General features: G+C 37.3%; 20 protein-coding genes. 15 read left to right on the top strand and 5 right to left on the bottom strand.

Annotated features, from left to right (window positions below; all coding sequences use genetic code 11):
• Nucleotides 1–122: 122 nt before the first annotated feature.
• The 4 genes from ABID46_RS11790 (at nucleotide 123) to ABID46_RS11775 (ending at nucleotide 3,225) form a co-directional block, all read left to right on the top strand.
• Nucleotides 123–1,037 carry a mevalonate kinase family protein gene (locus tag ABID46_RS11790; protein WP_354510340.1) on the top strand — a complete coding sequence of 305 codons (915 nt, stop codon included), beginning with the start codon at nucleotides 123–125 and terminating at the stop codon, nucleotides 1,035–1,037.
• 4 nt (nucleotides 1,038–1,041) lie between these two features.
• Nucleotides 1,042–1,308 (top strand): GNAT family N-acetyltransferase, encoded by a 267-nt coding sequence (locus tag ABID46_RS11785; RefSeq protein ID WP_354510338.1) that lies wholly within the window; start codon nucleotides 1,042–1,044, stop codon nucleotides 1,306–1,308.
• A gap of 11 nt (nucleotides 1,309–1,319) precedes the next feature.
• Nucleotides 1,320–2,213, top strand: a complete 894-nt coding sequence (locus ABID46_RS11780; RefSeq protein ID WP_354510336.1) for a geranylgeranylglycerol-phosphate geranylgeranyltransferase — start codon at nucleotides 1,320–1,322, stop codon at nucleotides 2,211–2,213.
• Nucleotides 2,214–2,391: 178 nt separating this feature from the next.
• The gene (locus ABID46_RS11775; RefSeq protein WP_354510334.1) at nucleotides 2,392–3,225 is read left to right on the top strand and encodes a pseudouridine synthase; all 834 of its coding nucleotides are present in this window, start codon (nucleotides 2,392–2,394) and stop codon (nucleotides 3,223–3,225) included.
• A gap of 45 nt (nucleotides 3,226–3,270) precedes the next feature.
• Here ABID46_RS11775 and ABID46_RS11770 read toward each other — a convergent pair whose 3' ends face one another.
• Nucleotides 3,271–4,329 carry a M20 family metallo-hydrolase gene (locus ABID46_RS11770; protein WP_354510332.1) on the bottom strand — a complete coding sequence of 353 codons (1,059 nt, stop codon included), beginning with the start codon at nucleotides 4,327–4,329 and terminating at the stop codon, nucleotides 3,271–3,273.
• 4 nt (nucleotides 4,330–4,333) lie between these two features.
• A complete protein-coding gene (gene argB, locus ABID46_RS11765) occupies nucleotides 4,334–5,101 on the bottom strand; it encodes an acetylglutamate kinase (RefSeq protein WP_354510330.1) in 768 nt (255 codons plus the stop codon).
• A 244-nt stretch (nucleotides 5,102–5,345) separates the two neighbouring features.
• Here argB and ABID46_RS11760 point away from each other — a divergent pair, with 244 nt between their 5' ends.
• The 10 genes from ABID46_RS11760 (at nucleotide 5,346) to ABID46_RS11715 (ending at nucleotide 16,928) form a co-directional block, all read left to right on the top strand.
• Nucleotides 5,346–5,999: a GNAT family N-acetyltransferase gene (locus ABID46_RS11760; RefSeq protein ID WP_354510329.1), complete on the top strand. Its 654-nt coding sequence runs from the start codon at nucleotides 5,346–5,348 to the stop codon at nucleotides 5,997–5,999.
• A gap of 19 nt (nucleotides 6,000–6,018) precedes the next feature.
• Nucleotides 6,019–6,468, top strand: coding sequence for an arginine repressor (locus ABID46_RS11755; protein WP_354510327.1), 450 nt, complete (start codon nucleotides 6,019–6,021; stop codon nucleotides 6,466–6,468).
• Entirely contained in the window at nucleotides 6,465–7,649 is a 1,185-nt protein-coding gene (gene argG / locus ABID46_RS11750; protein WP_354510325.1) for an argininosuccinate synthase, read from the top strand. Before ABID46_RS11755 ends, argG begins: the two co-directional genes overlap by 4 nt.
• 1 nt (nucleotide 7,650) lies before the next feature.
• Nucleotides 7,651–8,622, top strand: coding sequence for an N-acetyl-gamma-glutamyl-phosphate reductase (argC, locus tag ABID46_RS11745; protein WP_354510324.1), 972 nt, complete (start codon nucleotides 7,651–7,653; stop codon nucleotides 8,620–8,622).
• Nucleotides 8,623–8,732: 110 nt separating this feature from the next.
• Nucleotides 8,733–9,863, top strand: a complete 1,131-nt coding sequence (locus tag ABID46_RS11740; protein WP_354510322.1) for an aspartate aminotransferase family protein — start codon at nucleotides 8,733–8,735, stop codon at nucleotides 9,861–9,863.
• A 49-nt stretch (nucleotides 9,864–9,912) separates the two neighbouring features.
• Nucleotides 9,913–11,001, top strand: a complete 1,089-nt coding sequence (gene carA, locus ABID46_RS11735) for a glutamine-hydrolyzing carbamoyl-phosphate synthase small subunit (protein ID WP_354510321.1) — start codon at nucleotides 9,913–9,915, stop codon at nucleotides 10,999–11,001.
• Nucleotides 11,002–11,066: 65 nt separating this feature from the next.
• Nucleotides 11,067–11,327, top strand: coding sequence for a GxxExxY protein (locus ABID46_RS11730; protein WP_354510320.1), 261 nt, complete (start codon nucleotides 11,067–11,069; stop codon nucleotides 11,325–11,327).
• A 73-nt stretch (nucleotides 11,328–11,400) separates the two neighbouring features.
• Entirely contained in the window at nucleotides 11,401–14,631 is a 3,231-nt protein-coding gene (gene carB, locus ABID46_RS11725) for a carbamoyl-phosphate synthase (glutamine-hydrolyzing) large subunit (protein WP_354510318.1), read from the top strand.
• A 72-nt stretch (nucleotides 14,632–14,703) separates the two neighbouring features.
• Nucleotides 14,704–15,675 carry an N-acetylornithine carbamoyltransferase gene (locus tag ABID46_RS11720; RefSeq protein ID WP_354510316.1) on the top strand — a complete coding sequence of 324 codons (972 nt, stop codon included), beginning with the start codon at nucleotides 14,704–14,706 and terminating at the stop codon, nucleotides 15,673–15,675.
• Nucleotides 15,676–15,791: 116 nt separating this feature from the next.
• Nucleotides 15,792–16,928 (top strand): WG repeat-containing protein, encoded by a 1,137-nt coding sequence (locus tag ABID46_RS11715; protein WP_354510314.1) that lies wholly within the window; start codon nucleotides 15,792–15,794, stop codon nucleotides 16,926–16,928.
• Nucleotides 16,929–16,991: 63 nt separating this feature from the next.
• On the opposite strand, the gene htpG is transcribed toward ABID46_RS11715, so the two are convergent.
• Entirely contained in the window at nucleotides 16,992–18,875 is a 1,884-nt protein-coding gene (htpG, locus tag ABID46_RS11710) for a molecular chaperone HtpG (RefSeq protein ID WP_354510312.1), read from the bottom strand.
• Nucleotides 18,876–19,369: 494 nt separating this feature from the next.
• Between htpG and ABID46_RS11705 the strand changes: the two genes are divergently transcribed.
• Complete coding sequence (locus ABID46_RS11705; RefSeq protein WP_354510310.1) at nucleotides 19,370–20,098, top strand: pirin family protein; 729 nt, start codon at nucleotides 19,370–19,372, stop codon at nucleotides 20,096–20,098.
• Nucleotides 20,099–20,165: 67 nt separating this feature from the next.
• Here ABID46_RS11705 and ABID46_RS11700 read toward each other — a convergent pair whose 3' ends face one another.
• Both ABID46_RS11700 and polA read right to left on the bottom strand, forming a co-directional pair.
• Nucleotides 20,166–21,509, bottom strand: coding sequence for a hypothetical protein (locus tag ABID46_RS11700; protein WP_354510309.1), 1,344 nt, complete (start codon nucleotides 21,507–21,509; stop codon nucleotides 20,166–20,168).
• Nucleotides 21,510–21,642: 133 nt separating this feature from the next.
• Nucleotides 21,643–24,447, bottom strand: a complete 2,805-nt coding sequence (polA, locus tag ABID46_RS11695) for a DNA polymerase I (RefSeq protein ID WP_354510307.1) — start codon at nucleotides 24,445–24,447, stop codon at nucleotides 21,643–21,645.
• Between the last annotated feature and the right edge of the window lie 295 nt (nucleotides 24,448–24,742).

The raw sequence follows: 24,742 nt of genomic DNA, 5'->3' as shown, positions 1-24,742 counted from the left end.
TATAATCAGAAGATTTACTCTAATTCTTTCAGAAAAAACTTCGAAGATAACGGCACAGAATTTGCCTTTAACATATCATTGACAATCAAATAATTCATATATTTGCAACGTAATTTAACCTGATGAGAAACCCTTTGTTTTACGCGAAAATTCTTCTTTTTGGAGAATATGGAATCATAGAAGATTCCAAAGGATTGACCATTCCTTACAACACCTACAAAGGTTCGTTGAAATTTGATCAAAAAGCAGAAGGAAAAGTTTCCAATGAAAGCATCGATCGATTTGCTGAATACTTAGAAAAGAATTTTTCTGAAGACTTCGACATTTCTTTGTTAAATGAAGACATTGAGAAAGGGATGTATTTCGACTCAACCATCCCACAAGGATATGGAGTCGGGAGCTCAGGTGCTTTGGTCGCAGCGATTTACGATCGTTACGCCCTCAACAAAATTGACACCTCAGAAGGAATTACCAAAGAATCCATCGGGAAATTAAAAGAAACTTTCTCCAAAATGGAATCCTTTTTCCATGGAAAAAGTTCAGGAATTGACCCTTTGATTTGTTACTTAAACTTACCCTTGTTGATCAATTCCAAAACCGATATTTCAACCGTAGGTTTACCCGAACAAAAAGAAGGCAAAGGAGCTATATTTTTAGTCAATTCAGGTGCACCTGGAGAAACCGCTCCCATGGTTCAGATCTTTTTTGACAAATTGAAACATGAAGGATTCCGTAAAACCTTGAAAGAAGAGTTTATCAAATATAACAACGCTTGTATCGATGCATTTGTCAAAGGTGATGTCAATCCATTGTTTGCCAATTTGAAAAAATTATCGACTTGGGCTTTCTTGCATTTCAAACCGATGATTCCACAAAGATTATTAGACGCTTGGCAATACGGCATTCAAACCAATTCTTATTATTTGAAGTTATGTGGATCTGGTGGTGGCGGCTACATTCTAGGCTTTACCAAAGACTACGAAAACGCTAAATTGCATTTAAAAGATTTTGACACCGAAGTAATCTATAAATTCTAACGACATGGAACGTTTCACATTTGAAGAAGACGCATCGGGAGGTACATTTTATCTTTTTCAAGATGAAACAAAAATCGGCGAAATAACCTTCCGCAAAAGAAGAGAAGACGCTATTTCTATCAACCATACCTACGTTCAAAAAGAATTTGAAGGAAATGGTTTTGGAAAAAAATTGGTTGATAAAGTGATGGAATATGCAGATGAAAATAATTTAAGTCTTTCTGCGACTTGTTGGTTTGCCGACAAAGTCATCCAATCCTATACAAAATGACCCCTTTGAGCTTGAGAAAGCTTTTTGTCAAAACACTGGCGCTGTTTACAGTCATCAGAGGTTACAACATTGCCCTTCTCATTTTAGCTCAATACATGGCGAGTCTTTTCATTTTCAACGAAGGAAAGTCCCATTTACAAATCCTACTTGATCCCAACCTTAGTTTCATTATTCTTGCCTCAACCCTAAGTGCAGCCGCAGGATATATCATCAACAACTTTTACGATCTAGAGAAAGATGCCATCCATCGGCCATTGCAAAATTACATTGAACGCTTCATCTCCCAAAACTTCAAACTCAACACCTATTTAGCACTCAATATTTTCGCTTTAGGGATTGCACTGATGGTAAGCTGGCGCGTAGCAATATTTTTTGCCATCTATCAATTTCTCGCTTGGTTTTATTCCCATAAAATCAACAAAATCGTTTGGCTCAACAATCTTTATGCCGTTACACTAAAAATATTTCCATTTTTCGCACTATTCCTTTACTATGGCAATCTATCGCATATTATTTTTTTCCATGCAGGGTTTTTGCTTTTACTCTTATTAATCACCGACATCATCAAAGACCTTACTTCCACAACCGCAGATACCATTTACAATTACAGCACCTTACCTGTCATGTATGGCGATAAAAAAACCAAACAAATCCTGAGCGTATTGATGATTTCTTGCGGAATTTGGTCGATTTTCATGTGGACCGACTCGCATACAGGTTACATGAAATACTATTTTTTATTGAGTGCAATACTCAATTTCCTTCTCATTTTCCCGCTTTGGAACTCACATTCCAAGACCACTTACAAAATAATCCACTTGATTTTCAAACTTTTAATTGCATTTGGCATCTTCAATATGGTCTTCATTGACATAAATCCCTTAGATTTGCAAAAAATAATATAAAGTCACCCTGAGCTTGTCGAAGGGTGGGCGCGTTCTATTTTTGACTAAATCGTCAAAAATAGACCAGGCTGTCGGCACTCGCTTCTCGTAAAGTTTCAAAAAACTTAACGAGAGAGCTCAAACAAAGCCTTCATCCTTCGCGCAAACCAAGTATCAAAACAAACAACACTCATTGAAAATGAAAAAAAGACAGGAAAGGCGAGATGCTTCCCCTAACAAGCCATCGGGAAACAAAAAACCAAGTTTTAAAAAACCAGGTGCACCCTTCAAACCACGCATGAAAAAAGCACCGGTTGACGATGGAACCATCCGTTTGAACAAATACATTTCCAACGCGGGAATTTGTTCAAGACGTGAAGCCGACGAATTGATTAAATCTGGATTGGCCGAAGTAAACGGAACCGTCATTACCGAAATGGGCTACAAAGTTCAACCAGGTGATGTCGTTAAATTTGATGGAAACGTAATTTCTGCAGAGAAAAACGTTTACATCCTTTTAAACAAACCAAAAGGTTTTATCACCACCACCAAAGATGAGAAAGATCGCAAAACCGTGATGGACTTAATTGCCAACGCAACGACTGCGCGTGTTTTCCCAGTGGGCCGTTTGGATAGAGCCACAACCGGATTATTATTGTTTACTAACGACGGATATTTAGCGAAAAAATTGACCCACCCAAGTCATTCAGTTCGTAAAATTTACCATGTTGTTTTGGACAAAAAATTAACACATGCTGATTTAGACGAAATCAAAAAAGGAATTCGTTTGATTCCAGAAGGAGTAGCAGAAGTAGATAACATTTCCTTCATCGAAGGGAAACCTAAAAACGAAGTTGGAATTGAAATCCACATTGGTTGGAACCGAGTTGTTAGGAGAATCTTTGAAAAACTTGGATACAAAGTAGAAAGTTTGGATCGCGTATCGTTTGGTGGATTGACCAAGAAAAATATCAAAAGAGGCGATTGGAGAAAGCTTGACGAAAAAGAAGTCGCATTTTTGAAAATGCTTTAATTTATCAACCTTGTCAAGGTTTCAAACCCTTGACAAGGTTCTTTTTTAAAAATGAAATCCTTCCAATAAATCAATATAGCGATCTATACCTTCCTTTATTTCACTTAAGTAAATATATTCGTCGGGCGTATGTGATCGCGCCGAATCTCCAGGACCTATCTTGACTGTATCAAAAGGCATCATCGCCATATCTGACAAAGTCGGCGAACCATAAGTTTTACAACCCAAGGAAATTCCTTTTTGCACAATCGGATGCTTGATATCTATATGAGAAGAATTCAAACGCAAAGACCTTGGATTCACTTCACAATTCACCTTTTCTTGAATCAAAGAAACAATTTCCTCATTCGAGTACATTTCATTCACACGAACATCCACCACAAACTTACAAGAATCGGGGACTACATTGTGTTGTTTTCCTGCTTCGATTTGGGTAACCGTCATTTTCACAGGCCCCAACATATCGGAAACTTTTTCAAACTGATAGGTTCGAAACCATTCCAAATCTTGCATTGCTTCATAGATCGCATTGACGCCTTCATTTCGTGCGGCATGACCTGTTTTGCCTTTGGCTTCACATTCCAAAACGACCAATCCTCTTTCCGCAATGGCCATATCCATTTGAGTAGGTTCGCCCACAATTCCCAAATCAATTTTAGGCAAAAGAGGCAAAATACTTCCCACATTTTTTTGTCCAGAATTTTCCTCTTCTGCTGTGATGGCAACAAGTAAATTATACTCCAACGGTTGATCCAATAAATACGCATAAGTCGCCAACAAACTCACTGCCGAAGCGCCCGCATCATTACTTCCCAACCCAATTAGTTTATCCTCAACAAGGGTTGCCTTCAACGGATCATAGGTCCAAGTTCGTCCAAATTTCACCGTATCATGATGGGAATTCAATAAAATCGTTTTCTTGTCGGGATCGAAATCTTCTCTGATGCTCCACACATTGTTGTCTTGTCGAAATACTTTCGCTTGATGTTTTTCTAAAAAGTCAGAAATTAACTGTGCGGTTTGCTCTTCTTCACCCGAAAAGGATTGAGTTTCGATGAGTTGTTTCAACAATTCAATAGCTTGTTCTTTTATTTTTTCTTTCATCTTTCTAACTAATCCTTGTTCCTATATCCGAATTCACATGTGATGCGTGTTTAATCTGTACCGACTTCACACCAGATTTGATAACGTTAAATGCATTGTCCAATTTGGGTATCATTCCATCGGATACAATTTGGTTTGCTTTCAATTCTTGATAAGAATTCCAATCGATTTCAGAAATTAAAGAAGATTCATCTTCCACATCTTTCATCACTCCCAATTTATCAAAACAAAAAATTAATTCCACTTCAAAATGCCTCGATAAAGCAACCGCCAAAGTCGAAGAAATGGTGTCAGCATTCGTATTTAACAATTGTCCATTTTCATCGTACGTAATTGCACAAACTACTGGTGTCAATCCATTTCTCAACAACATTTCAAAAAACTCAGCATTCACAGATTCAGAATTCAAATCGCCTACAAATCCATAATCTATTGTTTTCACCGGACGTTTTATTCCTCGAATCGCATTTCCATCAGGTCCCGAAATACCAACCGCATTGACTTTGTTGACTTGCAAATTGGCAACAATCGTTTTATTGGTTACACCTGCATAAAATCCCGTTACAACTTCCAATGTTTCTAAATCAGTAATTCTTCTACCTTCGATCATTTTGGGTTCAATTCCCATTCGTTTCAATTGTTCATTGGCTCCTCTTCCACCTCCATGAACCAAAATTTTTGGTCCTTCTACTTGTGAAAAATCCTGGAGAAATTGTTTCAAAGAAAGTTCGTCATCAATAATTCCACCACCAATCTTAATGATTTTCAACATTTTATGGATTTTTTAAAATTTTTATACGTTTTTTAACGATATGCAAATTTAATTAATTTAACTTTGCACCTCAGTAAATAACTGAATGTTGATTAATGCAAAAAATAGCAAATTTTTCTCGTCTGAGAGGCCACAGCCACTCGGACTTTAGTCTATTTTACCCTTTTTTAAGGTTATTGGTTCTTCCAATTATTGCCTGTTTTCCACTCTTTTTTATTAATCAACTAAATTTCCAAAATTCATAATGCACGTTAGAACAGCCACTGCAAAGGATGTACAATTTTCACACTTACTTTGTGAATGGTATGAGGAATCAGCCAAACAACGTAAGACAGGAATTGCAAAAAGAGATCCTCTATACATCGAAAAGAAAATGAAAGAAGAGAATGCGGTCATCGCATTTGATGAAAAAGGAGAATTAGCTGGTTTTAGTTATATCGAAACTTACGAAGACGAAAAATTCGTTGTGAATTCTGGCTTAATCGTTCGTCCCAACATGCGCACATCAGGTTTAGGTAGAGAAATTAAACATGCCATCTTCCGATTATCAAGAATTAAATTTCCAAATTCCAAAATATTTAGCATCACAACAAGTTTGCCTGTGATGAAAATGAATTATAATCTAGGATACAAACCGGTTACATTTTCAGAATTGACCCAAAGTGATCAGTTTTGGAAAGGATGTCAAGGTTGTAAAAACTATGACATTTTAATGGAGAATGAGCGTAAGATGTGTTTGTGTACGGGATTGGTCTACGACAACCTTTCCGATCAATTTTCCCAACCCAAGGAAAATCGGATTCAGCTCGAATTACAATCTTTGAGAGAAGTTCAACCGATGAATAAATATTCATCTTTATTAAATTTTTTTACAAAAAAAATACAGAAAAAGGGGTAGTTTTGCATAAATATTCATTATGAGCGAAAAATTATACAGACAAGGCGTTATAAAAGAAATCATTTCAAAAAATGAAATTAATAGTCAAGAAGACCTCATCAAACTTTTAACGAAGGAAGATATCTCTATTACCCAAGCTACTTTGTCTCGTGACTTTCGCGAACTAAAAATATCCAAAATCCCTAATTCAAAAGGTGAATACATTTACCAATTAACCGAAAATGAATCCCAGGATTTTTCAAGTGCCATGGACACAATTGCATTTTCAGGTAATCTGGCCGTATTGAAAACACAACCCGGATTTGCAACTCGAATCGCATTGGAAATCGACCAAACACCCCATTCTGACATAATGGGAACCATCGCCGGAGATGATACAATCTTCATTGCTTTGAAAGAAAATCACAACCAAGAATCCATCATAGAATTTACACATAAAATTATACCCAATATCAAAGTCCAATCATGAAGAAAAAAGCAGTTCTTGCCTACAGTGGCGGTTTAGACACGTCGTATTGTTTAGTAAATTTAACCCGAGAACAAGACTTCGAAGTCCATACCGTCATAGTCAACACCGGCGGATTTAGCCCTGAAGAAATCATAGAAATTGAAAAAAGAGCGTACGAATTAGGCTCTTCACACCACGAAACCATCGACATTACCCAAAAGTATTTTTACGATTGTCTTCGTTATTTAATTTTCGGAAACGTTCTCAAAAACAACACCTATCCACTTTCTGTAAGCGCGGAACGTATGTTTCAATCGATTGCAATTGCGGAATATGCCAAACAAGTGGATGCGGAATACATCGTTCACGGATCAACCGGAGCCGGAAATGACCAAATCCGATTTGATACTGCATTTGCTGTAATCGCTCCAAAAGCGCAAATCATCACACCAATTCGTGACGAACGATTAACACGTCAAGAAGAAGTCGATTATTTGGTTTCGCAAGGAATTCAATACAGTTGGGAAAAAGCGAAATATTCGATCAACGTAGGAATTTGGGGAACTTCAGTTGGAGGAGTTGAAACCTTAACTTCTCACCAAACCTTACCGGAAGAAGCTTATCCGACTCAACTTTCCCAAACGGAACCCACCACTGTGGAAATTGGTTTCACCAAAGGAATTCCAACCAGTTTAAATGGAATCGAAATGAATCCTATTGATTTAATTCAGGAACTCAATAAAATCGGCGGAAGTTATGCAATCGGACGCGACACACACGTTGGTGATACGATTTTGGGAATCAAAGGACGCGTCGGATTTGAAGCGCCAGCAGCAACCATGATCATCAAAGCACATCATTTGTTGGAAAAACATACGTTGACGAGATGGCAATTGTTGCACAAAGATTCCTTGGCAAATTGGTATGGAACTTTGTTGCACGAAGCACAATATTTAGATCCTGTGATGCGTGACATCGAAGCTTTCTTGGAATCTTCACAAAATCACGTTACTGGAAAAGTAATTTTGACTTTACATCCGTATCGATTTGACTTAATCGGTATTGAATCACCATATGATATGATGCAATCCAAAGTCGCTACCTACGGCGAAGATATGGACGCTTGGGATGGTCGCGATGCGCGCGGATTCATCAAGATTTTCGGAAATCAATTGAAAATATATCACTCTTTCGAAAACTAATATGGAACAAAAAATAAAAGTTTGCATCGTCGGTGGCGCCGGATATACAGCGGGTGAATTGCTTCGAATTTTGATCCATCATCCAATGGTTGAAATTACTTCTATTTACAGTACGTCCAATGCTGGAAATCCTATTTCGAAAGTTCACGATGATTTGATCGGCGAAACGGATTTAGTTTTCTCAAATGAAATTGATGCCAACGCAGATGTGATTTTCTTGTGTTTAGGTCACGGAAAATCAGCCGAATTTTTAGAAAATAATTCATTCAATTCCAATACAAAAATCATTGATTTGAGCAATGATTTCCGTGTACAACCTCTGCATACATTTGATAACAGAGAATTTGTCTATGGTTTACCAGAAGTCAATCGCGAACAAATAAAATCCGCTCAAAACATTGCCAATCCGGGTTGTTTTGCCACAGCGATTCAATTGGCACTTTTGCCTTTAGCCGAAAAAGAGTTGATTCAAAATGACATTCACGTGAATGCGATTACGGGTTCAACGGGCGCAGGACAAAGCCTTTCGCCTTCTACGCACTTTAGTTGGCGAAACAACAACGTTTCGTTTTACAAAGAATTTTCGCATCAACACGAAGCAGAAATCATTCAAACCCTGAACAGCAAGCAAGGATTTTATTTCTTGCCGACAAGAGGAGATTTTACAAGAGGAATTTTGGCAGGAGTTTATGTCAAAACGAATTTGCAAGAATCAGAATTGAAAGAAATCTATCAAGCATTTTACAAAAATCATCCGTTTACGCATATTTCTGACGAACCAATCGCCTTGAAACAAGTTGTCAATACCAACAAATGTTTGCTTCACATTCAAAAACAAAAAGATGTGGTTTTGATTACGAGCATCATCGACAATTTAACCAAAGGCGCTTCGGGACAAGCCGTTCAAAATATGAATTTGATGTTTGGCTTCGAGGAAACTTTGGGATTGAATCTGAAACCAAATGCTTTTTAATTAATAATGATAAAAAGATTCTTCACTTCGCTTCGCTACTTTCAGAATGACAAGGTTGTCATTTCGAATGAGGTAACGAAATGAGAAATCTAAAAAATACAATAGAAATAATGAAACTATTCGACGTATATCCACTTAACAACATAACACCGGTGAAAGCCAAAGATTGTATTCTTTGGGATGAAAACGGAACCGAATATTTAGACTTTTATGGTGGTCACGCAGTGATTTCCATCGGGCATTCGCATCCGCATTATGTGAAAGCCATTCAAGAACAAATTCAAAAAATTGGCTTTTATTCGAACTCCGTTCAAAATCCGATTCAAGAACAATTAGCCGAAAACTTAACGCGCATTTCAGGTTACAACGACTACAAATTATTCTTGTGTAACTCAGGCGCTGAAGCCAACGAAAATGCGCTAAAACTTGCTTCGTTTCATACCGGAAAAGATCATATCATCGCTTTCAAAGGTGCTTTTCATGGAAGAACTTCCGGAGCGGTTGCTTTGACCGATAATCCAAAAATTGTTGCGCCATTCAATGCAAAGCATTCCGTTTCGTTTGTCGAATATGATTTGGAAGAAATTCAAAAAATCATCCACGAAAAGGAAGTGGCTGCGGTTATTTACGAACCCATCCAAGGCGTTGGTGGAATTATTTTACCAACCGATGAATTCGTTCAAAAACTTCGCGAAATCTGTACGGCAAACAATGTGGTTTTGATTGCTGACGAAGTTCAATCTGGATACGGAAGAACGGGAAAATTCTTTGCGCACCAACATTCCAACATCCAAGCGGACATCATCACGATAGCAAAAGGAATGGGCAATGGATTACCAATTGGTGGAATTTTAATTTCGCCTGAATTCCAAGCTTCACACGGTTTATTGGGCACGACTTTCGGAGGAAATCACTTGGCTTGCGCCGCTGCAAACGCCGTTTTAGAAGTGATTGAACAAGAAAATTTAATTCAAAAAGCAGATGAAATGGGTTATTACATTTCGCGTGCTTTGAATCGCTACCAACGTATCAAAGAAATTCGTGGACGTGGCTTAATGATCGGAATTGAATTTGAATTTCCAGTAGATGAACTACGAAAAAATTTGTTGCACAAACACCGAATTTTTGTAGGAAACGCAAAGTCAAACATCATACGATTATTGCCTCCATTGACGATGAACAAAGCATTTGCCGATAAATTCTTGCAAGCTTTAGAAGAAGAAATAGTTTCACATTCGTAAGTTAAATTTAGCAGTGATCATTCAAAACGCACCACACATAACACACAAAATGAAAAAAGTAAAATTAATCTTCCAAGACGGAGTTGAAATCGAAGGAAACTCGTTCGGAGCCTATACTTCCGCAGCTGGTGAAGTTGTATTCAACACAGCGATGGTTGGCTATCCGGAAAGCTTAACGGATCCTTCCTACAAAGGACAAATAATGGTGATGACCTTTCCGATTGTAGGAAATTACGGTGTTCCCAATGAAAAAGAAATCATCGACGAAATCGAAGCATTCGTAGAATCCAATAAAATTCAAGTTACTGGATTGGTTGTTTCCTATTACTCAGATGAATTCAGCCACTGGAACGGATTTGAAAATTTAGACCAATGGTTAAAACAACATAATATACCTGGTATTTACGGAGTTGATACGCGAATGATCACCAAAAAATTACGTGAACAAGGTTCAACTTTAGGGAAAATTCAAGCCGATGAAACCATCGAATTTTACGATCCCAACGAAGATAATTTGGTCGATCAAGTTTCCACTAAAGAAGTAAAACGCTACAACGAAGGTGCAGAAACCAAAATCGTTTTGATCGATTGCGGTGTAAAAAACAACATCATCCGTTGTTTTACCAAACGCGGCGTGGAAGTGATTCGAGTGCCTTGGGATTATGATTACTCGAAATTAGATTACGATGGATTGTTCATTTCCAACGGACCTGGTGATCCAGTAAAATGCGATGTAACCATTCAAAACATCCAAAAATCTTTGCAAGAAGACAAACCTATTTTTGGAATTTGTTTAGGAAACCAATTGGTCGGATTAGCAGCTGGAGCAGAAACGTTCAAGTTAAAATACGGTCATCGTTCGCACAATCAACCGGTCCAAATGACGGGAACAAAAAAGTGTTTCATCACTTCTCAAAACCACGGATTTGCCTTGGATGACAGTAAACTTCCAGCAGGTTGGGAAACATTTTTCACGAACTTAAACGATGGAACTTGTGAAGGAATTCGTCACAAAGAAAAACCATTTTTCACGGTTCAATTTCACCCAGAAGCAATGGGCGGTCCTGTTGACACCGAATTCTTATTTGATGAATTCATCAAGGAAGTTAAGAAATATAAAACTCAAGTAATCGCATAAGAATTTAACCGCAAAGAAAAAAAGAACTCGCAAAGAACGCTGAGAACAACTTTATCTTTAAACCAATGGAAAACGAAATTGCAACCAAAATCATCGAATCCTCCATAAATGTTCATACCATATTGGGTCCAGGATTGTTAGAAAGTGCCTACAAAGAATGTTTGTATTACGAAATGGTTCAAAATGGCTTATATGTGGCAAAAGAAAAACCAATGCTCTTGATTTTTAAAGATGTAAAATTAGACGAATTCAAATTAGGCTTACTAATGAATTTCAACACATTTCGAATTAAAGATGGTATAAAAAGAGTTGTAAATAACTTATAATTTCTCTGTGCTCTTTGCCTAATCTCAGCGACCTCAGCGGTCAAAATAATAATTAAAAAACAAATCACACAAAATGATTTCAGCAATAAAAAAAGTATTAGTTCTTGGATCGGGCGCACTGAAAATCGGTGAAGCGGGCGAATTTGATTATTCAGGTTCACAAGCGTTGAAAGCCTTAAAAGAAGAAGGAATTCAAACCGTTTTAATCAATCCAAACATTGCAACGGTTCAAACTTCCGAAAACATTGCAGACGAAGTTTATTTCTTACCGGTCACGCCCTATTTTGTGGAAAAAGTAATCCAAAAAGAAAAACCGGACGGTGTTTTGGTAGCTTTTGGAGGACAAACGGCATTGAATTGTGCGGTAGAATTAAACAAAAATAAAATCTTCGACAAATACAATGTTCGCGTTTTGGGAACACCGATTTCCGTCATCGAAGCTACCGAAGACCGTGATATTTTCATCGAAAAATTAAACCAAATCGATGTCAAAACGGCTCGTAGTGAAGCGGTCGAAACCATCGAAGATGCCTTGCGTGCTGGAAATGAAATCGGTTTCCCACTGATCGTTCGCGCTGCCTATGCATTAGGTGGTTTGGGTTCTGGCTTTGCCAACAACGAACAAGAATTACGTGAATTGGCCGAAAAAGCCTTTAATTATTCTTCTCAAATTTTGGTCGAAGAATCGCTGAAAGGCTGGAAAGAAGTCGAATACGAAGTCGTTCGTGATGCCGAGGACAACTGCATCACGGTTTGTAATATGGAGAATTTTGATCCGATTGGAATCCACACGGGTGAATCAATTGTGGTCGCACCTTCTCAAACCTTGACCAATTCCGAATACCATAAATTAAGAGAAATCGCCATCCGAACCATTCGTCATTTAGGCGTCGTGGGTGAATGCAACATTCAATATGCGCTCAATCCCAACAACGAAGAATACCGTGTGATTGAGGTAAATGCACGTTTGTCGCGCTCCTCGGCGCTTGCATCCAAAGCAACCGGTTATCCATTGGCTTTTGTTGCTGCGAAATTGGCTTTGGGTTATAATCTTTACGAACTCAAAAATAGCGTTACCCAAACGACTTCTGCGATGTTTGAACCGGCGCTTGATTATTGTGTGGTGAAATTGCCTCGTTGGGATTTGAACAAATTCTATGGCGTTCGCAGAAACATCGGTTCTGCAATGAAATCCGTGGGTGAAGTGATGGCGGTCGGTCGTTCGTTTGAAGAAGCCATCCAAAAAGGAATCCGAATGTTGGACATCGGTCACCGAGGTTTTGTGGCGAATAATTTCACGATTCCGGAAGGTGATGAATTGGATACGTGGTTGTCTGAACCGAATGATGAACGTTTGTATGCTTTGACGGAAGCATTTAAAGCGGGCTATTCAATCGAACAAATTCACGAATTGACCAAAATCGATTTGTGGTTCTTGCAACGATTGGAAAACATTTACAAAACTTCGGTTGAATTGGAAGAACTAATTCGATTCGAACAATTGGATCCAAATTTATTAGCAAAAGCAAAAAAATTAGGTTTCTCGGATCAACAAATTGGTGTTTTAATCAAAGGTTCACAAAGTGTTCATCGAAGCGAATTAACCGTTCGTGCTTTGCGTAAAAACTACGGAATTTTTCCTGTCATTAAACAAATCGATACACTTGCGGCAGAGTTTCCAGCGCAAACGAATTATTTATATTTGACTTATCACGGAACCGAAAACGACTTACAACCGGAAACCGAAAAATCCGTTTGTATTTTAGGTTCGGGCGTTTACCGAATTGGTTCTTCGGTTGAATTTGATTGGTGTGGCGTAAACGCTGCACAAACCGCTTCCAAAGAAGGTTATAAAACCATTATCATCAACTATAATCCGGAAACAGTTTCAACGGATTACGATATTTCGGATCGATTGTATTTTGAAGAATTATCTTTTGAACGCGTGATGGATATCTTGGAATTTGAAAAACCAAGTGGAACAATTTTATCGACGGGCGGACAAATTCCGAACAATTTAGCGATGAAATTATACGATGAAAACATGCCGATTCTGGGAACTTCACCACTTCGAATTGACGATGCCGAAAACCGACATAAATTCTCTGCGATTTTGGATGAATTGGGCATCGATCAACCAAGATGGAAAGAACTTTCTTCCCTTCAAGCCGTTCACGAATTTGTCAACGAAGTTGGATTCCCAGTTTTGATTCGTCCTTCGTATGTTTTGTCTGGCGCTGCGATGAACGTCGTTTCCAACAAAGAAGAATTGGATGCTTTCTTGCAATTAGCAAAAGAAGTTTCGCCAGATTATCCGATTGTCGTTTCGGAATTCGTGCAAGGCGCCAAAGAAATCGAATTGGATGCGGTGGTGAAAAATGGTGAGATTGTGGATTATGCGATTTCTGAACACGTGGAATTTGCGGGGGTTCACTCAGGCGATGCAACGATGTATTATCCGCCACAAAAAGTGTACATCGAAACGATTCGTCAGATGCGAAAAGTTGCTGAAAAAATTGCGAAACGATTTGAAATTTCGGGTCCGATGAACATTCAGTTTTTGTCCAAAAACAATGCAGTTCGCGTGATTGAATGCAACATCAGAGCTTCGCGTTCCTTCCCATTTGTATCAAAAGTTTCGGGTAATAATTTAATCGAAAAAGCAACCAAAGTTTTGTTGGGATTAGATGTTGAAAAAGGCCATTCGGAAATCGTGTATGATTTGGATTATGTGGGCGTAAAAGCCTCACAATTCTCTTTCACACGTTTGGCTGGAGCCGATCCTGTTTTATCGGTCGATATGTCTTCGACGGGCGAAGTTGGATGTATCGGAACGACTGCGGAAGAAGCTTTGTTGAAATCAATGCTTTCGGTTGGTTATAAAATTCCAGAAAAAACTGTTTTGATTTCGGGTGGACCGATTGAATCCAAAGTTGCTTTATTAAGTGCAGCAAAACAATTAATCCAAAAAGGACACAAAATCTATGCAACCGAAGGAACGCATAAATTCTTCACCGAAAACGATGTGTATTCGACTTTGGTTTATTGGCCAAGTGACGAAAAAGAACCGAATGTTTTGTCGTATTTACAGAACAAAAAAATCGATATGGTGATCAATATTCCGAAGAATTTAACCAAAGCCGAATTGGACAACGATTACAAAATTCGTCGTACAGCAGTCGATTTCAACATTCCATTGGTGACCAATGCGCGATTGGCAAGTGCGTTCATCAATGCATTTACGAATTTGACTTTGGAAGATTTGGAAATTAAATCTTGGAACGAATACCGAACTAAAAAATAATCTCATCAACCTTGTCAAGGATATTTTCACACCGATGATAAACCTTGACAAGGTTCTAAATACAAACACATAATGAAAAATTTCATTTCGTTTAAGGACGTAAAAAATTATACAGAATTACTAAATACGGCATTGGAAATCAAAGCCAATCCCTTTGGGCAACAAGAAGTAGGCAAGAACAAAACCATTGGATTGTTGTTCTTTAACCCAAGTCTACGCACACGATTAAGTAGCGTAAAAGCTACTTACAATTTAGGTGCGAATTGTTGGGTTTTGAACGCTGGAGCAGATTCTTGGACCTTGGAAATGGCCGATGGAACTGTGATGAATGGCGATACGCAAGAACACATCAAAGAAGCAATTGGCGTGATGAGTGCGTATTGCGATATTTTGGGCGTGCGAACTTTCCCGAAATTGGAAGATCGTGACGAAGATTACAACGAAGTAATGTTCAACAAAGTAAAAGAACTTTCGTCGGTTCCTGTTGTGAGCTTGGAAAGTGCAACTTTGCATCCGTTGCAATCCTTTGCCGACTTAATTACGGTAGCGGAATATTCGGGTTACAAACCGAATCAAACTTTTGATAAAAAGGTTAAAGTTGTGATGACCTGGGCACCTCATCCGAGACGTTTGCCTCAAGCCGTTCCGAATTCGTTTGCGCAATGGTTTTCCAAAATCGATTGGGTTGATTTTACAGTAGTTCAGCCGAAAGGTTATGAATTAAACTCAGCATTTACAGAAGGCGCAAAAATTGCATACGATCAAGAAGAAGCGTTCAAAGATGCGGATTTCATCTATGCAAAAAACTGGTCAAGTTTTGAAGATTATGGACAAATCATACCGCAAGAAAAGGATTGGCAAGTCACGATGGACAAAATGAAATTGACCAACAACGGAAAATTTATGCATTGTTTACCCGTTCGTCGAAATGTGGTGGTTTCGGATGAAGTGTTGGATTCTGAACATTCGATTGTAATTCCAGAAGCAACCAATCGAATTTATTCAGCTCAAACGGTATTTCACGAGATTTTGAAGAATTTGTAATGCATCTCAAATAATAAATCAAATGGAAGTCAAATCGGCTTCCATTTTTTATTTCACAAATTGAATACCCTAAAAAATGTATATTTGATAGTAACTTCAACCTAATACATTTTAATGTGAAACCATTTTTTGCTTTTTTCATCCTATTGGTTAGTTCGTTATTATTACATTCTTGCGGCACGTATCAATTCAATCGAACCAAAGAATTTTCTAAATTCGAACATTCATTCTCAGAAATCGATGGAGAATATTATGGCTATTCTATTCCGACTAAAAAACAAGAAAATCCCTATAATGCTACTTTGTTATTCAACCTTGGAATTGAATCTGATTTTTTCACTATCAAATACTTAGGCGACAATAAAGTAAAAATTGAATATACTGATTTAACTAATGAAGGCTATATTCAAAAAGAATTAATTTTGGAAGGAAAACTTAAAAAACGATTTTTTGAAGTCTATTTCAATAAGAAACAATTAATAATTCCTGTTTTATTCAGCACCATTCAAATTGATCGAATACGTATTGGAAAAGATGAAAATGGAAATTTAGTCTTAATGAATTTTTATGAAAGAAGTGGAAATCTTTTCATTCTTAGTGATTCAAAAACTTGGGAAACGCCTTATATTTTCATAAAATCAAACCAATATTTACAACCTCGACCTTATTTCTCAAACGGAAAATGGGGTTATAAAGATTCCCAAGAAAATATCGTAATTGAACCCAAATACGAATTCACCAAAACGTTTTACGACCAAACTGCCATTGTGAAAAATAATGGAAAATTAGGGTTAGTTAATTTCGAAGGATTAGAAGTTAGCGAACCTACCTATGATGAATTAACATTAACTTTCACCAACGAAAACGCCGCTTATTATTTAGCCAAAACCAACGATAAAATTGGCATCATAAACACTTCGGGCGAAATAACAGTTCCTGTGATTTACGATGAGTTCAGATATGGTTTTAACAATTCTTTCAGCACGGTTTTAAATGACAAATATGGTTATGCAAACATCGATGGCGTTATAATTCCAGCAATCTATGCAGAAAAATTTTATTTTAATCACGAAACAGGTTTCGCAAAAGTAGAACGAGATGGTTACTACTATTTTGTAGATAAAGAAGGTTATGAATATGAAGCAAAAACCGAAAAGAAATTTGAAGTTTTCAGCTTCATTCCAACTCCAGTTTTAGTTCCTGATTTAACTAAAAAAAGAAAAATTAAATTCGAAGAGCAATTCATCGAATAACAAAAAACGCTGTCCAATTGAATTGGACAGCGTTTTTCATTCACTAAATAATGTGTACAAAGTTTATTTCAAACTCTCAAAACTACGTTTGATAAAATCGGTTAATTCTTTACCGGTCAATAAGTTTTGAGATAATTTCGCTAAGTCCAATGCTTGATTGATCAAGACTTTTTTCTCTTCTTCTGGTTTGTTCAAAATTTCGTTTGCCAAATCAGAATTTGCATTCACCACCAAATTGTACATTTCTGGGAAATTACCCATTCCGAACATTCCGCCACCACCTGTTTGCTGCATTTCTTTCATACGACGCATAAATTCCGGTTGTGTAATCATAAACGGCGCATCGGTCAAACTCAAATCTTCCAATTGAACGGTGTAGGTTTTGGAATCGATGGTTTCCGAAATTTCCTTTTTCAAGGTTTCTTTTTGTTCGTCCGATAAACGCGCTACAATTGGCTCGTCTTTTTTGATCAAATTATTGATGTGATCCGCATCAACACGCGCAAAGGTTACTTTTTCTTTTGAATATTCTAATTTCTGAATAAAATGCGGCGCAATCGGGGAATCTAGCAACAAGACTTCGTAACCTTTTTCTTTTGCTGATTGTATGTAGGAATCTTGTTGGTTTTTATCCGTAGCGTACAATACGACAAAATTTCCGTCTTTATCCGTTTGGATTTCTTTGAATTTCTCGTTGAATTCTTCCCAAGTGAAATAGGTTTCGTCCACATTTGGGAACAACATAAATTTGTCTGCTTTCTCCGCAAATTTTTCTTCCGAAACAACTCCGTATTCCAAAACCACTTTGATATCGTTCCATTTTTTCTCGAATTCTTCACGATCTTCTTTCAACAAAGAATTCATCTTATCGGCCACTTTTCTTGTGATGTATTGCGAAATTTTCTTCACCGCACCATCGGCTTGTAAATACGAACGCGATACGTTCAACGGAATATCTGGCGAGTCAATAACTCCACGCAACAACATCAAGAAATCTGGCACAATTCCTTTTACCTCATCGGTAACGTACACTTGATTTTGGTACAATTGGATTTTGTCTTTGTCGATATTAATGTTGTTTCCTAAACGTGGGAAAAACAAAATTCCGGTTAAGTTAAACGGATAATCCACGTTCAAATGAATCCAGAAAAGCGGTTCTTCGAACTGAGTTGGATACAATTCACGGTAGAAATTTAAGTAATCCTCTTTGGTCAATTCTGTTGGATTTTTGGTCCAAGCTGGAGTTGGATTGTTGATGATGTTATCCACTTCGATTGTTTCCGGCTTTGCGTCTTCTGCCGCATCTTCAGGCAATGGAAGGGTTTCTGTTTTCGTTCCAAATTTAATTGGAATTGGCATGAATTTGTTGTATTTGTTCAACAATTCACGGATTCTAAATTCTTCCAAAAACTCTCTTGAATCCTCTGAAATATGCAAGATGATTTCCGTTCCACGTTCGGTTTTATCATGCGCTTCTAAGGTAAATTCTGGGCTTCCATCACAAGTCCATTTCGCCGCAGGCTCATCTTTGTAGGATTTCGTGATGATTTCGACTTTGTCAGCCACCATAAATGCCGAATAAAAACCTAAACCGAAATGACCGATAATTCCCGATTCTTTCGCTGAATCTTGGTATTTATTTAGGAATTCTTCAGCACCTGAAAAGGCTACTTGATTGATGTATTTTTCCACTTCTTCCGCTGTCATCCCAATTCCTTGGTCAATGATGTGAAGTGTGTTGTTTTCTTTGTTGATTTTGACTTCGATTTTCGGATTGCCGTATTCAACTTTGGCTTCACCGATGTTGGTCAAATGTTTTAATTTCAAGGTTGCGTCTGTTGCGTTTGAAATCAATTCGCGTAAAAAGATTTCGTGGTCGCTATATAAGAACTTCTTAATTAAGGGGAAAATATTTTCCACCGATACATTAATACTTCCTTTTGTCATTTTATTTCGATTTTAATTGAATTGCTTTAGACAAAATAAATACCAAGAGAAGTCACGCTGACAAAATGTCGGAATTCTTTTTTAACCAGTAAGGTCCTAAAAATTATAAAGAAAAATAAGATCTAAATATTTTTGACTTAAAAACTTAACCATCTATATTTTCTTAATGGTTCATTTGAATTATTTAGGATTGATATTTTTAAACCATTAAGGCATTAAGAATAATAAAGAAAATAAGATCAAAAATAATTTTGAATCAACAACTTAACCTCCTTAATTTCTTAAGGTTTCATTTGTTAAAAATTCTAATTTAAGTAAGTTTAGGGACTTTAATTTACGATATTTAGGTCACTTAAAAAACTTAATTTCTTAATGTTTCAATTAATTGTTCATAATAATTAAGCACTCTAAACCCTTTCCGAACATATCCTAAATCAATGCCTAAGCACTGGTTTTTGCCGAACTTTGTAGGAAGAAAAATATAAGAGACTATTATGAAAACGATTTTTCACCCAGCCAACAGTCGAGGACACGCCAACCACGGATGGTTAGATTCTCATCATACCTTTAGTTTTGCCGGATACCAAGATCCAAACCGAATGAGTTTTGGGGTTTTGCGTGTATTGAACGACGATATAGTAAAAGGTGGAATGGGCTTCGGCGCTCATCCGCATCGTGATATGGAAATTATTTCGATTCCTTTCGAAGGAGCTTTGGAACACCAAGATTCAACCGGAGTAAAAGGTGTCATTCAAAAAGGAGAAATTCAAGTGATGAGTGCTGGAACGGGTGTTCAACACAGCGAATACAACCACAACAAAGACCAAGATGTGAAATTCTTGCAGATTTGGGTTTTCCCAAGAGAAGTGGGTGTTGCACCAAGAGCCGAACAAACGAGTATTCAAGACGGAGAAAAAAGAAACGATTTCCAACAAATCGTATCGCCTAACCCAAATGAAGAAGGTGTATGGATTCACCAAGATGCTTGGTTTCATTTAGCGAAATTTGACAAAGGATTTTCCAAAGAATATTCCTTAAAAAAAGAAGGAAATGGTGTCTATGTATTTGTCCTAAATGGATCAGCGAAAATTGGCGATCAAGTTTTGGATAGTCGAGATGGTTTTGGAATTTGGGACACGAATTCGTTTACACTTGAAGCAACCGAAAACGCAGAAATTTTATTGATGGAAGTTCCGATGGAATTACCAGACTATTTGAAATAATTTTTCATTTTTTAGGGTAAAAAAAGCCTTGTCAAGAATTTGCTTTGACAAGGCTTTTACTTTTCGATTAATATTTTAGATGTTCAAATAAATATTTAATCCAAGTAATCAAACTATCATCTTCCTCATCTAATTCCATAAAGATCGGAAATCTCATACCATAATTCCCAACCGGTTTAAATTCTTCCGATTCATCATCATATTGATAATATTCAACACCTATATCTTTCATCATGGGAAATTTGGTGAAGGGATCTGCTTTATTTGCTTCTGGCTTTTGAAAATAAAGAATAGAACTTGCAGGAATTTTTACCAAATAACCGTTTTCCGAATTTTTACCATCCGATTTTATTTGATTTCTTTTATAAGTCAAATAAAAATGAGTGTTGGAAAGAACACCACCATTTATAAGCGTATATTTATTGGAAGTTCCTTCATAAGATTCCCAAAATGTATCGGTAGTAACATGGTCAAAAAATTGATCTAATTTCCCTGGATGTTCCTCATTTTCCTTTTTGAGAGCCAAAAGGTAATCTTTCATTTCTTGGAAACTATTTTCCCTGATATTTAAAAAATAAACATTCACATAATTTACTCCTGATTTTTCTAAATCGTCTTTGGTGGTATAATCTGACCGAAAACCTGTGTGAGCATAAAATTTCACTCGTGCAATTCCCAATGGTGAATCTTTATGTGTTCCTAAATCGATAACCTCTTTTATGTCTTTAGGTGAGAAAGTAAACGAATAATAAGTTGGCAATTTCCCATCTTCTTTCTTACTCAGTACATAGGAAATTTTGACTCCTAAACTTTTGTCTAAACTAATCTCATGTTTTTGAACAACAATGGGAATTTCACCCGATTCATAAAAGAAGAAATTTCCTTCTGCGATTTTCATTTTCGAATTGATTTTTTTAATCAAATCATTCGCTTTGGTTGTACCATTATAAAAGGAATTTGATTGATTGGGTTGTAAAAAATTATACTGATCAGTCGCTTCTTCATCAGCGGGTTCCCAAACATAAAATGCACCCACGGGATCTGACAATTCCCTTAATTTTATTTGTGTAACCACATCGCCCAACTGAACCTCATACGCATGGTATTCCGTGTTGGAATAGGAAATCAAAGTATTTCCATTGTACATAAAATTCATAATTGAAATAGGTTCAGATTGAGATGGTTGATAGAAGAAAAAGTTCTTATCATTCTGAAAAACCATTTTCTTCCCTTGCATTTCAGCAGGAACACTGAACATTTGTCCATCGGCCTCAATTCGACGAATTTTCCAGGTTTTATTTTCCGAAATTAATTGGGCCATTTCGGATGTTGTTGGATTTTGTGCATCAACAGGAGTTAAACATAATACACCCAAAAGGAATAGTAGTATGAATTTAACTGCATTAGTCATATAATAAGATTTAGATGCCCAAATTATTCTAATTTACAAATCAATAAAATACCTATTTTGAGGTATTTTTTAAAATCAGAAAAGCCTTGAGAGATTGAACTTTCAAGGCTTTCATTTTTTTCTAGCTATGTTCTTAATGCGCTTCCAACCAATTATCGCCTACGCCAATTTCCACTTCTAAAGGAACATTTAAATTGACAGCATTTTCCATTGTTTCTTTGATGATTGGTTTCAAGCGATCGACTTCATTTCTTGGCACATCAAAAACCAATTCATCGTGAACTTGCAACAACATTTTGGCTTGGAAATCTTGTTTCAAAATAGCTTGTAAACGAATCATCGCAATTTTGATAATATCGGCTGCGCTTCCTTGAATCGGCGCATTGACTGAATTTCGCTCGGCGTGTCCACGAACTACTGCGTTTCGGGAATTGATGTCTTTCAAATAACGACGACGACCCAAAATCGTTTCCACATACCCTTGTTCGCGTGCTACTTGAATTTGACTTTCAATGTATTGTTTCAAAACCGGATAGGTTTCATAATAGGCATCGATCAATTGTTTGGATTCCGAACGAGAAAGTCCTGTTTGTTCGCTCAAACCAAAAGCCGAAACCCCATAAATGATTCCGAAATTGACGGTTTTGGCGTGACTACGTTGTTCGCGCGTCACTTCATCCAAAGCGACATTAAACACTTTCGCTGCTGTTGCTTTGTGAATGTCTTCGCCTTTTTGGAAAGATTCCAACATCATCGGATCTTTGGATAATTCCGCAATGATTCGAAGTTCAATTTGCGAATAATCGGCTGAAACCAAGACGTGATTTTCATCTCTTGCTACAAAAGCTTTTCGGATTTCGCGACCTTGCTCCGAACGAATCGGAATGTTTTGCAAATTCGGATTCACCGACGTTAAACGACCTGTTGCCGCAACGGTTTGACTAAAGGTCGTATGCACTCTTCCTGTTTCGGGACGAACTTCCTTTGGCAAGGCATCAACATACGTCGATTTTAATTTTTGCAATTGACGGTACTCCAAAATATCATTGATCACCGGATGTTTATCACGCATTTTGGATAAAATTTCTTCTCCCGTTGCATATTGGCCTGTTGCGGTTTTTTTCGCTTTGGGATCCAATTTCAAATGGTCAAATAAAATTTCACCCAATTGTTTCGGCGAATTCAAATTGAACTCCACACCTGCATCTTCAAATATTTTCTTTTCGAATTTCAGAATATCAGCCGTGATTTTTTCAGATTGTTTCGCCAAAGCATCGGTATCCAATCGGATTCCTTCAATTTCCATTTCCGAAAGAACTTGCATCAACGGCATTTCCAAATCTTCCATCAATTTTTGCGCATTTACTGCGGGTAACTGCGGAGCGAAAAATTCTTTCAATTGCAAAGTAACATCAGCATCTTCCACCGCATATTCCTTTTGTTTTTCCAATTCGACTTGGTTGAATTGTAATTGATTTTTTCCTTTTTTTCCAATTAAAGATTCAATCGAAATGGGCTGATAATGCAAATAGGTTTCAGAAAGAACGTCCATATTATGACGCATGTCGGGATTGAGCAAATAATGCGCAATCATCGTGTCAAACGACTTTCCTTTGGGCTGAATGCCGTATTTATGTAAAACTTTGTAATCGTATTTTAAGTTGTGTCCGATTTTTAAAACCGATTCGGATTCAAAAAATGGTCTAAATTCCTCTATCAAAGCTTTTGCTTCGTCGAAATTTTCAGGGAAGGAAATGTAATATCCTTTTCCGGCTTCGAAACTAAAAGAAATCCCGACCAATTCAGCGGTTAAAGCATCCAATCCCGTCGTTTCCGTATCAAAACAAACTTCATTTTGTTTCAATAATTTGTCAAGCAATAACTTTCTTCCCATCGCTCCTTCTACCAATTGGTACAAATGATCGTAGGAATTGATATCGCGGAAAGTTGTCGGTGCTTCCACTAATTCGCCTTCGGTTTCATCTCCAAACAAAGAAGCTTGAATGGATTTTTCTGAAACGGTTTGTGGTTTTTGTTCGGTCGAAACTCCGACATTAAACGTTCGATAGAAATTATCCAACATCTGACGGAATTCGAGTTCGGTGAACAATTCTTTCACGCGTTCCACATCAGGTGCACACATTTCCAAATCTTCTTCGTCAAATTCTACGGGTGCATCGGTGAAAATGGTCGCTAACTTTTTGGACAAAAGACCTAATTCTTTGTTGGCTTCGATGTTTTCTTTGAGTTTTCCTTTGAGTTCGTGCGTATTCGCCAAAAGATTTTCCAGTGTTCCATATTCTTTCAAGAATTTCTTGGCGGTTTTCTCTCCGACTCCTGGCAATCCAGGAATGTTATCGACGCTATCGCCCATCATCCCTAGATAATCAATGACTTGCATCGGATCATCGATTTCGAATTTTTCTTTGACTTCTTCGACGCCCCAAATCTCGATTCCTTTTCCAAATGCAGGCGGACGATACATTTTGATTTTGTCTGAAACCAATTGCGCAAAATCTTTATCGGGCGTGACCATATAGGTCGTATATCCTTCTTTTTCGGCTTTTTTCGCCAAAGTCCCGATGACATCATCGGCTTCGTATCCTTCTGCAAAAAGTACCGGAATGCACATTGCACGTAAGATTTCTTGGATATAAGGAACTCCTAAACGAATGGCTTCGGGCGTTTCTTCTCGGTTGGCTTTGTAAGCGGCGAAATCAACGGTTCGAACGGTGGCTTCTCCGACATCAAAAACGACCGCCAAATGGGTGGGTTTTTCACGTTTGATTACATCTAGCAAGGAATTGGTGAATCCCATAATGGCCGATGTATTGAATCCTTTGGAATTGATGCGCGGATTCTTGATAAAGGCGTAATATCCACGGAAAATCAACGCATAAGCGTCCAATAAAAATAATCGTTTGTCTTCTGAACTCATAGGTTGTAAAGGTAGGGAATCTGGGGGATTTTTGAATTGAGATTTGAGAATTCTGATTTTGGAATTCTGATTTTGGCTTTTATAATTTATAAAGAAAAGTTGCGCAAAGGAATATTTGATTTACGAATTACGATATACGATTTTAGAGTTCTGATTTTAGATTTGGAGATTGTTGATTGATACGACTTCTCCGAAGTCGGAATGGTATTTACTATATTGTTTACAGCTATTGGACCTCTCCGAGGTCCAGATTTAGCATTTTATAATTTATAACGCAAAGTTGCGCAAAGGAATA

It is taken from the genome of Moheibacter stercoris (assembly GCF_040545805.1).
Classification (GTDB): Bacteria; Bacteroidota; Bacteroidia; order Flavobacteriales; family Weeksellaceae; genus Moheibacter; species Moheibacter stercoris.
Note: the sequence above shows the minus strand (reverse complement) of the source record. Positions and strands in the feature narration are given on the sequence as shown.